The 14,695-nt window shown below is 42.5% G+C and carries 12 protein-coding genes and 3 pseudogenes; 5 read left to right on the top strand and 10 right to left on the bottom strand.

Translation table 11 applies throughout. The annotated features are described in order from the left end of the window. Window positions 1–215: 215 nt before the first annotated feature. Window positions 216–545, bottom strand: a pseudogene (locus tag AC58VC_RS16570) (phosphorylase family protein); the annotation flags it as partial. A gap of 15 nt (window positions 546–560) precedes the next feature. Between AC58VC_RS16570 and AC58VC_RS16565 the strand changes: the two are divergent. Beyond that, a pseudogene (locus AC58VC_RS16565) lies at window positions 561–998 on the top strand (LysR family transcriptional regulator substrate-binding protein). A 194-nt stretch (window positions 999–1,192) separates the two neighbouring features. On the opposite strand, the gene AC58VC_RS16560 reads toward AC58VC_RS16565, so the two are convergent. From AC58VC_RS16560 to AC58VC_RS16530, 7 genes and pseudogenes are all read right to left on the bottom strand, one after another. Beyond that, complete coding sequence (locus tag AC58VC_RS16560) at window positions 1,193–1,882, bottom strand: ABC transporter ATP-binding protein (protein WP_497370576.1); 690 nt, start codon at window positions 1,880–1,882, stop codon at window positions 1,193–1,195. Window positions 1,883–1,931: 49 nt separating this feature from the next. Next, window positions 1,932–2,335, bottom strand: a pseudogene (locus AC58VC_RS16555) (sigma factor); the annotation flags it as partial. 111 nt (window positions 2,336–2,446) lie between these two features. Further along, a complete protein-coding gene (locus AC58VC_RS16550) occupies window positions 2,447–2,593 on the bottom strand; it encodes a DUF5605 domain-containing protein (RefSeq protein WP_497369860.1) in 147 nt (48 codons plus the stop codon). 59 nt (window positions 2,594–2,652) lie between these two features. Continuing rightward, entirely contained in the window at window positions 2,653–3,303 is a 651-nt protein-coding gene (locus AC58VC_RS16545) for a YczE/YyaS/YitT family protein (RefSeq protein WP_497369859.1), read from the bottom strand. After that, window positions 3,293–4,165: a sugar phosphate isomerase/epimerase family protein gene (locus AC58VC_RS16540; RefSeq protein WP_497369858.1), complete on the bottom strand. Its 873-nt coding sequence runs from the start codon at window positions 4,163–4,165 to the stop codon at window positions 3,293–3,295. The genes AC58VC_RS16545 and AC58VC_RS16540 overlap by 11 nt, the downstream gene beginning before the upstream one ends. Before the next feature lie 134 nt (window positions 4,166–4,299). Further along, a complete protein-coding gene (locus tag AC58VC_RS16535; RefSeq protein ID WP_497369857.1) occupies window positions 4,300–6,012 on the bottom strand; it encodes a sensor histidine kinase in 1,713 nt (570 codons plus the stop codon). A 15-nt stretch (window positions 6,013–6,027) separates the two neighbouring features. Then, the gene (locus AC58VC_RS16530; protein WP_497369856.1) at window positions 6,028–7,548 is read right to left on the bottom strand and encodes a response regulator transcription factor; all 1,521 of its coding nucleotides are present in this window, start codon (window positions 7,546–7,548) and stop codon (window positions 6,028–6,030) included. Window positions 7,549–7,920: 372 nt separating this feature from the next. Between AC58VC_RS16530 and AC58VC_RS16525 the strand changes: the two genes are divergently transcribed. From AC58VC_RS16525 to AC58VC_RS16510, 4 genes are all read left to right on the top strand, one after another. Continuing rightward, window positions 7,921–8,754 (top strand): ABC transporter permease, encoded by an 834-nt coding sequence (locus tag AC58VC_RS16525; protein ID WP_497369855.1) that lies wholly within the window; start codon window positions 7,921–7,923, stop codon window positions 8,752–8,754. A gap of 19 nt (window positions 8,755–8,773) precedes the next feature. Then, window positions 8,774–9,625 carry a carbohydrate ABC transporter permease gene (locus tag AC58VC_RS16520; protein ID WP_497369854.1) on the top strand — a complete coding sequence of 284 codons (852 nt, stop codon included), beginning with the start codon at window positions 8,774–8,776 and terminating at the stop codon, window positions 9,623–9,625. A 31-nt stretch (window positions 9,626–9,656) separates the two neighbouring features. Next, the gene (locus AC58VC_RS16515; RefSeq protein WP_497369853.1) at window positions 9,657–11,135 is read left to right on the top strand and encodes an extracellular solute-binding protein; all 1,479 of its coding nucleotides are present in this window, start codon (window positions 9,657–9,659) and stop codon (window positions 11,133–11,135) included. A gap of 70 nt (window positions 11,136–11,205) precedes the next feature. Beyond that, on the top strand, window positions 11,206–13,128 hold the full coding sequence (locus AC58VC_RS16510; RefSeq protein ID WP_497369852.1) for a heparinase II/III domain-containing protein: 1,923 nt from the start codon (window positions 11,206–11,208) through the stop codon (window positions 13,126–13,128). A 399-nt stretch (window positions 13,129–13,527) separates the two neighbouring features. Here AC58VC_RS16510 and sigK read toward each other — a convergent pair whose 3' ends face one another. Then, entirely contained in the window at window positions 13,528–14,094 is a 567-nt protein-coding gene (sigK, locus tag AC58VC_RS16505) for an RNA polymerase sporulation sigma factor SigK (RefSeq protein WP_497370575.1), read from the bottom strand. Between the two features lie 77 nt (window positions 14,095–14,171). Then, on the bottom strand, window positions 14,172–14,492 hold the full coding sequence (locus AC58VC_RS16500) for a helix-turn-helix domain-containing protein (RefSeq protein ID WP_497369851.1): 321 nt from the start codon (window positions 14,490–14,492) through the stop codon (window positions 14,172–14,174). Window positions 14,493–14,695: the final 203 nt, after the last annotated feature.

Genomic DNA, 14,695 nt, shown 5'->3' with positions numbered 1-14,695 from the left:
ACAATCTTGATTTACTAAATTAAACTCTGCGCTTCCATAATCGCTTAAATAATGCTCCACTTATTAAACAATCTGGGCTTCACTATAATACACAGTGGTGATAGAAGCCGGTAAGAGGAAGCTATCTCCTGGACCGATAAGTGAGAGGCCCATGCAATTTCGCATGGGCCTCTCACTTATATCGACTTAAACGGATGGTAATGTCGTTTACTGTTTTATTTGCTTGGCATCGTTGAAATGTATTTTTTTACTACTTCAAAAACATATTCCTGACATGCTGTTGCTGTATCTGGGTTGTATTTACCACCATTCACTTTATTATTTGATAATACTCGAATACCCAAAAGTGGTACATTATAAGCTTTGGCAATTTGTGCTGCTGAGGCACCTTCCATTTCTTCTACAGATGTACCATACATTGTATGGAACCATTTAATACGATCAACTTCATTATTCCAAACGTCTGCAGAGCCTATAGTACCCTCGACAATCTTACCTTTTGTATATTTATTTTTAACCGCATTAGCAGCTGCGAGTAGATCCTTAATCGAGTGATTGACATGGGGTTTATCGCCAAGCTTGACTGGGACGAAACCATTATTCCGATCACCAGAGACAAGATGGTTGCCGTAATATCCAAAGGGCACCGGCTCTCAAACTACCAGGCGATTCCTGTGCGGATGATTGCGGACGCTCCATTTATCATGCCAACAGGTGGATGCGAGCTTATGATTCGAGAGATTTTCGAGCAATCCGATTTGTCTCTTATCGTATAGTTTCAAGTCAGAGAACTAACTACGATATTAAACATGGTTCAAGAAGGGCTAGGTGTTACAGTACTTCCTGAGTTTGCGTTGCCGGACAAATTACCCGATATTGAGATTCGAGAGTTAGAACCTGCTGTTTGGAGACACATAGGTCTTTGTTGTCCTTCTATGGACGAAATCACGCCGGCCGCTCAAAGGTTTATTTCTATTGGACAATCTTTATTTAAGTAGATCACTCTTTCCAGCGGATATTTGTGTCATCGCGATCATTCACTGCTAATGCTGCCTAATGGAAAAATTGCATGTAGTGAATGATAGCGAAATCATTACATTACAACGGATAGCTGATTAAGCTATCCTACCCGTCCTAAGGTCATAATAACAAAATAAGAAACCGGAACCCCATCGGAGTCCCGGCCCTCAACCTATCCAACCTCACTCAAAATCCCATCCCGAAAATACACAATACGCTTCGCCTGCTTTGCAATCGCCAGATCATGCTTAATCAACACAATCGTCCTGCCCTGCTCATTCAACCGCTTAAAAATCTCCAAAATCTCTAGACTCGTCTTTGAATCCAGCGCTCCCGTCAGCTCATCCGCCAGAATTATCGCCGGATCTCCAGCCAACGTCCGAGCAATCGCAACGCGTTGCTGCTGCCCGCCGGACAACTCCGAAGGCAAATGCCTTCTCCGATCTACTAAGTCAACCGTTTCCAATGCCTGCATGACAAGCGGTTCCCGTTCTTTTCTGCTCATGCCCCGATAAATTAACGGTAGCTCCACATTCTCATACGCATTAAGCCGTGGCAGCAGATTAAAATTCTGGAAGACGAAACCGATTTTTTGATTCCTTATTTCAGCTAGCTGAGCATCTTTTTGCCGTTTAATCGCCTTTCCGTCCAACACATAATCCCCATCATCCGCCACATCCAAGCAGCCCAAAATGTTCATCAGAGTCGACTTCCCCGACCCCGACGGCCCCATGATCGCCACGAACTCGCCATGATCAATCTCTAACGAAATATCATTCAACGCCCGAATCATTTCCCCGCCCATCACATAGTTCTTACTCACATGTTCGATCTGGATTAAGGTCATGCTCTCCGCCTCCATGATCTGAAACCAAATAAATGAAGTATGCGACTCTTCCGACTGACCGACCTTACCGTTTCGCCTTATAAAACTCATGATACAGCTTCATCAGCGCCCGCTTCTCGATCCGCGACACATAGGAGCAGCTAATTCCAAGCTCCTTTGCAATCTCCCGCCCTTATCCACGACATCGTCTGCTTCCGTGCCTAGGATGTCGATCAGCGTAATTTCATTCCCCTCTTTGTCCGTTCCGATGGGATCATGCAAGGACACATCTTTCCTCATCTTTTTCAACGAACGCAGATGCATAAGGATCTCGTTCTCGATACAACGAGCCGCAAAAGTCGCGAGCTTCGTGCCCTTATTCGGCGAGAACGACTCGATGGCTTTGATCAATCCGATCGTTCCAATCGAGATCAAATCCTCGAGATCTTCGCCCGTGTTGTCTAATTTTTTGACATTGTGGACACGAAGCAACGTAAATCGATGTCTATTCACACGTAAAAAGCTGAAGTCCTGATGGGAGACTTCAGCTTTTGGGTATTACTTTCAAAGCTGCTAAATCAAATACGGCTTATGCACGCCTCATTGCTCCTGTTTTCCAATAGCACAGACCCGGATTGCCATGTATGGTGTTCCAGGGAGATCGACACGGGTTAGGCCACTGTAGGAACCTTCCATTGGAGTAACTGTCATCTCCCATGTATTAATTACTTCAATCTTAAAAAACACGCCTTATTCGGCGTGTTTAAAATGACTTTTCGCACAACATACTCTGTGTTCAAGCAAATCTAACAGGATATATATTTCATAACTTTGCGTTGGTTCAGTGCATACTGTAACCATCCAATACAAGGTCCAGTGAGCACCACCGATAACACCGTCACAATACCTACGACCCCGCCCAATGAAAATCCAATCAGGGTATACAATGCATCCGTTAATATACGAATTCTCTTGTATGGAATACGCGTCATTTCCGAGATAATAAGGCCTATGCTGTCAGCAGGACTGGCGCCCAACTGCGGAGAAATATAGAGATAGATACCGAATGACAAAATGATAGTTCCTATAAATGCTGTAATCAACCTCAACCACAGCGACAGATCCGAGCCGATAAATTGACCGATCAGTTGGTTAAATAAATCTAACAGCGGGCCTGAAATAATTAACGACAGGAAGAGAGAAACATTCATATATTTCTTCTTAAAAATGACTATAAGAATAACAATGATGGAATTCAGCAGTAAATTTGCTTGTCCATAACTAATGCCAAATCGCTTATGCACAGCTATTGCAAACACCTGGTACGGATCTGCCCCCATATTGATCTTATAGAACAGGGAAGCACTGAAACAAGTAATGGCAATACCTATGATGCTAGTCAATATCTTGAGGATATATTTTTTAGTAAATACGGCATTTAATATCCTATTCTTCATATAAGCGGATTAAATATTTCCCAATGTCAGCAACATGTGCAGTCATTGTTCGACGAAGCTCCACCGGCAATGGGCTTGAAAATGCCTGAATTTCATAGGTGAAATCCCCTTTATAGTTGATTTCTTTGAGCGCACGCATCATTTGATGCCATTCTACGTTGCCATAGAATGGGGCCAAATGCGCATCCGCATTACCATGGTTGTCCGCGATATGAGTCGACTTCAGTCGTGAACCAATCTTGCGCAGCTCGGCTGTTTGGTCGCCTACGCTAAGATTGGCATGCCCGAAATCCCAGCATACACCAACGTTGGGACGGTTCAAGGCGTCCACCAGCTCCGCCAAATCTTCTCCATTGCATGCAAATACATACTCACTGTCCCATTGCACCATATTTTCAAGGGAAAGTCCGTATCCCAGCTTCTCCACCTCATCCAGCATGGGTCCATAATAGTCCAAATTCAATTGTAAATAATCTTGTCTCGAGTAACTCGGCATGTGCTGATGCAGCGGGTGAGTTACTGCCCATTCGGCTCCAAGTACCCCTGTGCAAACGATAGAACGTCTCAAAAGCTCTCGCTCCCAGCCATGATCAGTAACTCGCGGATCATTCGGGTCATACATGTGCAGATGGGTTTGCGAGAAAGTTACGCCAAGTTCATCTGTGAACTTTTTAAATTTGCATATATACTCATACCAATCATCTTGCGCAATAGGGCGACCTGGCCTGCCTTGATCGCAAAAGTTAAAGTCAAAAACCTTAAAGCCCGCTTCCAGACACTGTTCCAGACAACTTTCAGGGGAAATAATCCCGAATTCATCAAATACTTTGTCTAACAGGTTTGTTGAGGTAGATAAACGCATAATAGAGTCCTCCTTATTAGTTGAAGAATAAAATAAATGCGTACCAGGCAGCTCTTGCCGGGGTACGCATTCATTATTATAAATATCCTCGATAGGCACAACCTTGAAAATCAATGTTCTATCACCAAAATTATTCAATCTCCTTGAAACGGAAGGTTAACCATAATCCTTGTTCCTTCTCCTGGCCTAGAGGTTATTCGAACACCATACTTCTCTCCGTAATACAGATTCAGTCGGTGATGTACGCTCGCAAGCCCAAAGTGTTTTTTATTGACATTAATATCATAATTAAGCATATGCTGCAGGGTGGCATCCAGCTCTACTTCTGACATTCCATTCCCATCGTCTTCCACGACGAAACACATTTCTTGCCCGCTTCTTTCCCCCAGAATCGAAATATGCCCTACCTTCCGACCCATGAAGCCATGCTTAAAACAGTTTTCCACCAGCGGTTGAAGAATGAACGAAGGCACATTGAGCTGTTGAATTTCTTCCTGAAATTGTACACGAAATGTGATGAGGTCATCCTTCAAGAACGATTTCAGCTTACAATAAGTGATCAGTTCGGTCTGCATATCAAGGACACTAATAAATTCTTTATTTTCATGAAGTGTATGCTTCAGGTACGTAGAGAAATCTTGAATCGTGTCGGTCACTTTATCAAAGTCTTTAAATTTCATTGTCCAAATCATAGAGTCTAAAATATTGTAAATGAAATGGGGATTAATGCCGTTGCGATACACACGCAGTTGCGTTTCTTTCTTATATAAACTAGCCTTATAAACCTCGTCAATTAAGTAGTCAATACGCTGCACCATGTCAGCGAGGCTCTGAAATAAAAAAGAGAACTCGTCCTTTCTGTCTGTCTTGAAAATAACCTTCTCATAACTATTCTGACGGTACTTTTTGATCATGGCAGAGAGCTGATAAATCGGAGCTGTGACATGATCCAACACGCGATACAGAAACATCAGCATCACAACAGAAAACAGGAAGGCAATAAAGAAAAGCAGTCTGCGGATTTTATACATGCTAGAGAACACTTCTTTCTCTAACATCAGCTTCGTATATTTCCAGCCGTACATTTCGGACTCATCGCTGATTACAATATACGACTGATCTTCGATCATGACCTGCCCTCCGGTTGGAATGTCATGGATCTTCGCAATAACCGCTGCAGGATTATCGGTTCCGCTGTTGGCGACAACCTCGTGGTTCTGGTCACTAATAATTTGAATCGAATTAGGATATACATTGTCCTTCACTAATATTTCCTTAAACGAATACTTCAGCATATTTACAGAAAGATAGGCGACAGGTTCTTCGAAATAATTCTTCTTTACCTGTCCGGCAAGAGCTATGAGTGCTGCAGAGCTGGTTGTCAGATCGCGGGTATGAATCAATCCTGGCTGATCTACTTCTTCCCGATTGAAGCCCTCCACCCATGTACCGGTCGTATCCTTCACAATGCTGGATTCCTCGGTAGAAACGATCACACCACTGCGAATATCCTTGAGATAAATGGAGAATAGCTTGTAATTCGAAGAGAATAAAATATTTTCAAACTTGGATAGCATGCTTGTATAATCAACTTCACTTGGCTTTAGGGATAATGCCTTACTAATTTCTTCATCAAAGGCAATGGCATAATAAGCTTGATCCAAATACTTAAACTGATCGTCAATCTGTTTAATGGCAAAGTTGATCTCCAAATTCGCGGTATAGATGGCTTGTTTCCGTAATTCCGAACCAAGTATGTGATAAATGATGCTGCCTGCAATAGCCATCGCAATAGTAAAGAACGTAATAATCGCGAAGTAGGTGTTCCATTTGATTGATTTAAACATAGCTGCTCATCGCCTTTAGCCTACATCAGGATAATTTTTACTTTGATATTCTTTCGGCGTTATTCCCATATATTTTTTGAAAAGAAAGTAGAAGTTCTTCTGCTCCAGCCCTATCCGAGCACAAACATCACCAATTTTGGCGTCTGGCGCGGACAGAAGCTTCTTGGCGAGTTCAATCCGATAAAGATTCATATATTCCGTATATCCAACTTGGTAGTCCTCCTTAAAGGCCTTACTCAAATAGACATAGCTGGTATTGATTTGGCTTGCAATAAATTTCAGATTTAAACCTACCTCTTCAATATGGTCCAAGGAATACGACAAGGCCAGCTTTACAATCGGACGAATTTTTTGCGATTTATTGTTCTTAACCTCGTTTGCAATAGACTGCATTTTTTCTTTCATAAAGCTTTGCAGCTCGGCAAGACAAGTAATAAGCTCGAGCTCTTTCTGCACGGTTTTCGGTGCAAGTGCATCCGCATCGATCAACAGTTCTGACGTTAATCTAGATATGCTTTCGCTGCACTGATTCATCATATGGGTAATGCTGCTGTTGCTGACCTTCCATTTCGTAGTCATCTTGTCGATGTAAACCACTGCCTCAACATCCCATTCCGCTTCCATACATTTGATTAAATAAGAGGTATCCAGATAGAGCATGCTGTCCCTCTCAACCTGCAAGTCATCCTGTATTCGTTCATAGAAAGTGACTCTATCTAAATTGTGAAGAAAACCATAGCGATAAGCATGAAGCGCACTTTCGTACGATTCTTTTAACTGGACAGGCGTGTCGACATTGAACCCTACACCAATACGAATCTTTGCGCTAAATGGTAAGAGATTGTAAAAAATTTGGAAATAAGCTTTATCAATTGGCTTGTCATCAAATATAACGCCGGCAAGCAATGTCCCGCATGGCAGCAGCATGATCTTTCGGCCTGAGCTTGCGACCTCTTCCTTTAGTCTACGCATCGAGACACGTTCTCCATACTCTCGCAGCACAAATACAGTAGCTCTAGTAAAATCCAACTGGCTTTGTAACGTTTCAAATGCGTGCTCCAACAGGAAAGGATCAACTGCTTTGCTCATCAGATAGGCTTCCAACGTACTCCCAAGCTCCTGCAGCTCCACTAACGAGGCAAGGGCATGAACCTCGCGATCCTTCATGATTTGATGCGTTGCTTCACATACCTTCTCCAGCAGCTCCACCTCTGCAATCGGCTTTAGCACATAGGAGAAAACACCATATTGAATGGCTTGATGGGCATAGGAAAATTCCGCGAAAGCACTAATCATTATGATCTTGATCTGAGGCATCCGTTCGTGAACATAAGCGGCAAGCTCCAACCCGTTACCATGATCCATCTCAATGTCTGTGATAATAATGTGGACATTGTTGTGACTTAAGAACTCGATGGCAGACTGCCCGCAATCAAAGGCTCCTACGACGCGTGCGTTAATCGATGCCCAATCTATGAACTGGACAAGCCCTTCACGGGTTATTTTTTTGTCCTCAACAATTACAATGTCAAACATCTTGTTCTCCTTAGATCGTAATAGTAGAGATAAACCCTGAGTGAAAATCCATCTCGCATTCAGTATAAAAGACGATAATGTTCATCGTGGCATACTTTTGTTATCGCAGTGTAATTGTTTTTAAATCGCTTTCTTGAAGTCGGTTGATTTTCAGGATATTACACTGATGTTTTGGATTGTGAGAGCAGATCGCAATTTGATAAGCTTCAAGTGGAAGTTAGAGAAACACCACAAGAGAGGAGAATGGAAGCTATACATACAAACAACTCTGGGGTAATCAAATCTTCGCAAATACAGAGATCGAGAACCGCTTTACTATTCCGGAACATCTATAAGCAGCGTCAGTTATTTTACATTATCGCCATCCCATTAGTGTTATATTTACTTTTTGAATACCTGCCTATGTTAAAGCTGCGTTGGGCATTTACCAATTTCGGAGAGGTTCCAGAATCACAGGTTTCTTACATCGGTCTAGATAATTTCATTAAACTAATCAACACGGAGTCGTTCATTAATGCTTTCAAGAACACGATTATAATTAGCTTCATGAAGCTGGTATTCGGCTTCCCGATTCCTATTCTTATTGCGCTGATGCTCAATGAATTAAGTTCGAGACTATTTAAATCTTCCGTGCAGACCATTATGTACTTCCCGCACTTCTTATCATGGGTTGTCATCGGAAGCATCTGGTTCCTTATTCTAGCTCCCCAGAACAGTGTGAATTCGCAGCTAGCCACCCTACTGGGAGCAGAGCCGACCTACTGGTTCGCCAGTAAAGAGCATATTCGAGAGCTATTAGTGTTAACGGATATTTGGGCAGGAGCCGGTTACTCAGCTATTGTCTATCTAGCCGCAATTACTTCTATTGATCCGACTTTATACGAAGCTGCCAAGGTAGATGGCGCAGGAAAGCTATCGCAAATTTGGCACATTACACTAGCTTCCATTCGTCCTACCATCATGATTATGCTCATCTTTGAACTTGGCAAGATCCTAAACATCTTCGACCAAGTGCTCATTATGGCGGCTCCTGTCGTGTATGAGACGGCTGACGTTATCCAAACCTATGCCTACCGAACAGGGATTAGCGAAATGAGGATTGGATATGGCATGGCGGTTAGTATCTTCAAGGCTGCCATCTCCTTTATGCTTGTGATGATTACCAATAAATTTGCTAAAAAAATGAATGATGAAGGCATATTTTAGATAAAAGGAGGTGTCGTCATTGCTTAGCAGACAGACGCTTGGGGAGAAGGCCGTACACATCCTATCCATCGTCGTCATGGGCGTATTCGCATTAAGTGTGCTGCTGCCGATCCTGTACATCGTTCAGCTCACATTCTCAACTTCTTCCGATGCGTCATTTCGCATATTTCCTAGAGGCTTTACGCTAGAACACTATAAATATGTATTGGAAAATGACCTCATCCAAGTGCCGTTCATGAACTCCTTGTTCGTAACCGGATGCAGTCTTGTTGTCTCTATGGTTCTAACGATTGGATTTGCGTACCCTCTCTCCAGAAGAGAGCTTGTAGGAAGAAGATATCTTAATTTTATTGTTTTACTCCCCATGCTCCTTAGCTTAGGCTTTCTGCCCAAATATTTGCTTGTCAAAGACTTCGGTCTGCTTAATACGTTCTCAGCACTTATTTTTCCAGCCGCTTTGAACACCTTTAATGTTCTCATTATGCGAAACTTTATGGAGAGCATTCCTTCTTCCCTTGTAGAGAGTGCTCGAATTGACGGCTGCTCCGAAATCAAAATTCTGATCAAAATCATCCTGCCTCTATCCACGGCTGCTCTCGCAACTGTCGGCTTGTTTTATATGGTAGGCTCATGGAACAGTTACTTGGATGTCATCCTTTATATTAATGAACCTAAGATGCATACTTTGCAGGTTGTCTTGCGCACCTTAGTGATGGAAACCACGATGGATTCGACGAGTACGGAGCAAACACTGATTAAAAATATTCAGTATACGACTATTGTCGTAGCGCTATTACCCATTATGATTGTTTATCCATTCCTGCAAAAATATTTTGTAAAAGGTGTATTGATTGGCTCCGTAAAGGGCTAATGCTCAAATCATATAAAGAGGTGGAGAAAAAATGAAAAAAGTCAAACCAGTTCTCGCAGTTCTTATCACCTGCACAACGGTATTAGCAGCTTGCAGTAATAGCAGTCCGTCAGACAAGCCTGCTGCAAGTGCTGCTGAGGGAGAAAAGCTTACCTCAATCTCATTTTTGACCAAGGACTATTATACGAACCCCGATGTAGCCCAGATGTTATCCACGCAGTTTATGAGCAAAACAGGCATTGATCTAAAAGTAAAACATATTCCGCAAAATAACTGGGAGGATAAGGTCACAGCTTCCTTCGTTTCAGGCGACAAGCCCGATCTTGCCCGCCTGCCTGCGAATCCGTATCCCTTAGTGAAGCAGGATTTTCTAGTTCCTTTGGATGATTATATTAACGGTAACCCGAAAGTAAAAGCTGTTCTCGATGCGAATCCAAATGTCTTGACCCCATTTAAATATTTCGGGAAAACGTATGGGATATCGGTTACGAACCAAAAGTATATGAATCTATGGCTGCGTACCGATTGGCTGGACAAGCTTGGCGTCAAGCAGCCGAAAACGATGGATGAGCTTGTCAACATACTGACTCAATTCCGTGACAACGATTTGGATAACAACGGGAAAAAAGATACGATTCCAATGACCCTCTCGGCCGTACTGAAGGACCAGGATATGTTCGCCGCATATTTCGGCACTCGTAATCAAATTTATATGAAAAATAGTAAAGCTGTTATTCCTTTCCTTACACCTGAATATAAAGAATATCTGGATTTCATGAAAAAACTATACAGTGAGCAGCTAATTGATCTTGAGATGCCAACGAATACAAGCTACGGTGCAGTAAGAACGAAGTTCATGAATGGTAAAGCCGGTGCCATTATTATGTGGGATGATATTTATGACACGCTCAAAGAGGGTATAGACAAGAACTTCAAAGGGGCAGATGTTGCTTATGTGCAGCCGTTCGAAGGTGCCAAAGGCGTGTTCGGATTATCGTATTATGAAGCAGATTCTCCAATCGGCATTACACGTGCAAGCAAGCACCCGAAGGAAACGTTTGACGCTTTCTTCACTTGGCTGCTAACCGATCCAGAAGCTATTGTGTCCACTAGCCGCGGAATTGAAGGTTACCACTATAAGGTAGATAACGGCGTACTTGTTGCGAATGTGGAAAATGGCGGTGTCGGCTTCCGCGGGCAATCCTTCCCGCCACTTAATCGGGATTTTAAATACCCATTCACATTTGATCAAGAAACTCAAGGAGAGTATAACGCCATTATTGAAATTGCCAAGTTGGGCGAAACCTATAAAGATAAAGTTGTAACCGACGCTCCCTCGAGCACATTTACGCTGTATAGTAATGTTTCAAACGATCTTAAAGCTAAAGCAACGGATCTGTTCCATAATTATGTGATGGGCAAGATTGATTACGATAACTATGTAACGAAATTTACGAGTTATGCCAAAGAAATCAACCTTCAAGCAGTCGTAGACGAAATCAATAAGTAAACGTAATGGGAAGAACGGCATTGGACAACGAAGCTGATCTTCCCCTCTTTTTAATTCAAGGAGGTACAATATGCTGAGAGAATTCATATATGAGACAACCAACTCAGGTCATGTAAAATCAAAATCTTTTCCCGTACTCCCCTTAAAGCAGTTTGTCCCCTTTCTTCGCTATGAGCAGCGAGAATTGTGGGATTCAATAGATACTCAGATCCGGGATCTTATTATAGAGCAGGCAATGACGTACCAAAACTTCGACTATCCCATGCTTAAAGCCACTGATTTTAGAGAGTACTTCATTAGCGGAGACCGAGCTATCTACGAAACACCCTATTTCGCTCGAAGACATGCTCTTTCCACATTGACGCTAGCGGAATGCTTTACAGGTGACGGCTCTTATTTGGAGGACATCATTAATGGTATTTGGTGCGTTTGTGAAGAAAGTTCATGGGTCGTTCCTGCTCATAACTTTATTTATGAGCAGGATCCCATTAATGGCGAAAGAACTCTTCCTGACATCGATGTTCATGCACTTGATATATTTGCGGGCGAGACCGGAATGACACTTTCGATAGTCTACTATCTTCTCAAAGACAAGTTGGATGAGATCGATCCGCTCATTAGCCGTCGAATCAAGCGTGAGATTAAACGCCGTATTATTGACCCCTATTTGACAAGATATGATTATTGGTGGATGGGCTACAGTGATCGAAGAGATATGAATAACTGGAATCCATGGTGTGTGGTTAATTGCTTAATCAGTATTCTATTCTGTGAGGAAGACGATGATCTCCGAAGTAGAGGAATTGTCCGTGCAATGGATATGCTAGATTATTACTTGCAAGGAATACACGAGGACGGCGGCATCGATGAAGGAGCCACCTATTGGGGAAGATCCTGCGGCATGCTGCTAGAAGGATTAGCTCTAGTCGATTATGCGACTAACGGTGCGATTCAAATCTATGAAGAGCCAAAACTGCGCAACTTCACCGATTATATTCGAAAGCTATATATAGGCAAGAATTATGTCGTTAATTTTGCGGATGGCAGTGCAAAATACAATCCACCTGCAGAAATTATTTTTACTGCAGGCATTCGGATGAGTGATACACGGCTAGCGGACTTTGGAGCCCATTGCTTTAAATACCAATTGGATAACAAAACATTCCCAACGCTCTCCCTCTCAAGGGCCATGTCATCGATCGGTCACTCACATCGTATGCTGCAGAATGCACAGTGCGTTAAATTTGAAACAGAATCCTATATTGAAAGTCTAGGCATAATGGTTGCACGGGAAACCGAGGAGGCGGATAAAGGACTGTTCCTCTGTGTCAAAGGCGGAAGTAATGGAGACAGTCATAATCACAATGATGTTGGTAATTATGTCGTCTTTTATAACGCTCGTCCAATACTTATTGATATCGGGGTAGAGGTCTATCGCCGATCGTTTTTTGGCCCAAACCGCTATGATATTTGGTCCATACAGTCACAATATCATAATCTGCCTACCATCAATGGTATGATGCAGCACGAAGGACCTGAATACCGTTCTGAACAAGTATGCTATCATGCGACCGAGCAAATAGCCAGCCTGTCGATGGACATTAGCCATTCCTATGAAGCAGAAGCTATGATTAAACACTATATTCGCCATGTTACCCTTAACCGGTTGACACAAAATATAACCATCAAAGATCGTTATGAACTAGAACAGAATAAAAGCATGTCGCATCACTTTATTACTCCCTGTGAAGTGAAACATACCAAAGATGGAATTATATTCATTTCTGAGAAAGATGAGGTACAAATGAATTTTGACACGAACTGTTTTACCATTCATGTCGAAGAAATACCCTTGACTGACAGCAAGCTCGTATCGAGCTGGGGCAATACGATCTTTCGAATTGTACTAGAGCAGAAACATGTTCCAAAAAGTGGAGATACCTTGTTTTTAATATCGAAGACAGGAAACCAAGAATTTATAGATCGATTTTAGTTAGTCGACACCTTACGTGGATTTGCACATGGGAACGCACTACTCCGCCACGCATGACTTAATTTGACCGAAGCAAGCTTGGGAAAATGGAAGGGACAAATGACACTCAGTAATCGAGGCCGTCCACGCCTGCCCATGCTGGGCGCACACAGACAAAGACAGCCGATCGTGTGCCGGCTGTTTTCATGTCGTGATTAAAGAAATGTGGAAATTCCACCTCCTCACCTATCGACAAAAATAAACTCGACATCATCTTTGACAGCCTCCAACATGATATTCAAAAACACATCTCGTTCGATTTCGTATTCATCTTTTCAGTCACATCATCAGAATTTTTGAATTCCATCACTTCCATGATTATTCTGTTCGACATGATTTGGTCGAACAGCCCCATACGTTTCACGATATCGATGGTATTTTCGTCTTCATGAGCGCCCGCTTCTCAATCCGCGACACATAGGAGCGGCTAATTTCAAGCTCCTTCGCAATCTCCCGTTGCGTCCGTTCTTCCCCGTCAAGCTCTAACCCGAACCGCCAGACAACAACTTCCTTCTCGCGGTCATCCAAAATCTCTAAATTCCGATATATTTTGCTTTTCTCTATCTTCAATTGAACCTTATCCACGACATCGTCCGCTTCCGTGCCTAGGATGTCGATCAGCGTAATTTCATTCCCCTCTTTGTCCGTTCCGATGGGGTCATGCAAGGACACATCTTTCCTCGTCTTTTTCAACGAACGCAGATGCATAAGGATCTCGTTCTCGATACAGCGAGCCGCAAAAGTCGCGAGCTTCGTGCCCTTATTCGGCGAGAACGACTCGATGGCCTTGATCAAACCGATCGTTCCGATCGAGATCAAATCCTCTAGATCTTCTCCCCTATTATCGAATTTTTTGACATTGTGGACACGAAGCAACGTAATTCTATTCAAATTTGAATAAAAAAACAAGAAGCTGCTTGTTAGCAGCCCCTGTGGAATTAAACAATCGTTATCCGTTAGCTCAATACGGCAAGTCCAATAGATAGGACTTGCCGTACATTTTGTTATTGGACAATCACAGCTTCAGTTTTTGTAAGCCAACTGTCAATAGCTTTCAATGGGAAATATATTGTATACCCAATTTTCACATAAGGGATTTGACTTGTAGTTGTAGCCCCCATGGATTGCGGTCCCAGTTTGTCTACCGCAGTTTCACTAATACCTAGGTATTGGGCTAATTCAGAACGGGTTAAAAGCTGATTCTGACGATTAGAAGATGGAACCTCAACGTTATTTTTGTCAAATGAATTTGATATGAGCCAGCACCCAATTATTAAACAAACACCTAAAAATACAATGGACAATGCATTTGCAGAATTTTTCATTTTTTCCTCCTGCAATATATTTATTTTTTCTTATTCGTCCACGTACTAATAAACTCCTTTTACAAGGTAGTTATTATTTAAATATTGTATTACGAATAACTCCCTTTAGTTTAATAGTGGCGAAATTCTCAATGGGAATCCCCGCTGCAGTTGCTACCCGGTATTTTTTGTTGCAAACTTGCCTGCCTACAAACTTTCCACAA

It is taken from the genome of Paenibacillus sp. J22R67 (assembly GCF_059692175.1).
Note: the sequence above shows the minus strand (reverse complement) of the source record. Positions and strands in the feature narration are given on the sequence as shown.

Coding starts and splice junctions, on each gene's coding strand:
- AC58VC_RS16560 (WP_497370576.1), bottom strand. CDS start 1,882: ATGGAGGCGGAGAGCATGACCTTAATCCAGATCGAACATGTGAGTAAG.
- AC58VC_RS16545 (WP_497369859.1), bottom strand. CDS start 3,303: ATGAAGAATAGGATATTAAATGCCGTATTTACTAAAAAATATATCCTC.
- AC58VC_RS16540 (WP_497369858.1), bottom strand. CDS start 4,165: ATGCGTTTATCTACCTCAACAAACCTGTTAGACAAAGTATTTGATGAA.
- AC58VC_RS16535 (WP_497369857.1), bottom strand. CDS start 6,012: ATGTTTAAATCAATCAAATGGAACACCTACTTCGCGATTATTACGTTC.
- AC58VC_RS16530 (WP_497369856.1), bottom strand. CDS start 7,548: ATGTTTGACATTGTAATTGTTGAGGACAAAAAAATAACCCGTGAAGGG.
- AC58VC_RS16515 (WP_497369853.1), top strand. CDS start 9,657: ATGAAAAAAGTCAAACCAGTTCTCGCAGTTCTTATCACCTGCACAACG.
- AC58VC_RS16510 (WP_497369852.1), top strand. CDS start 11,206: ATGCTGAGAGAATTCATATATGAGACAACCAACTCAGGTCATGTAAAA.
- AC58VC_RS16500 (WP_497369851.1), bottom strand. CDS start 14,492: ATGAAAAATTCTGCAAATGCATTGTCCATTGTATTTTTAGGTGTTTGT.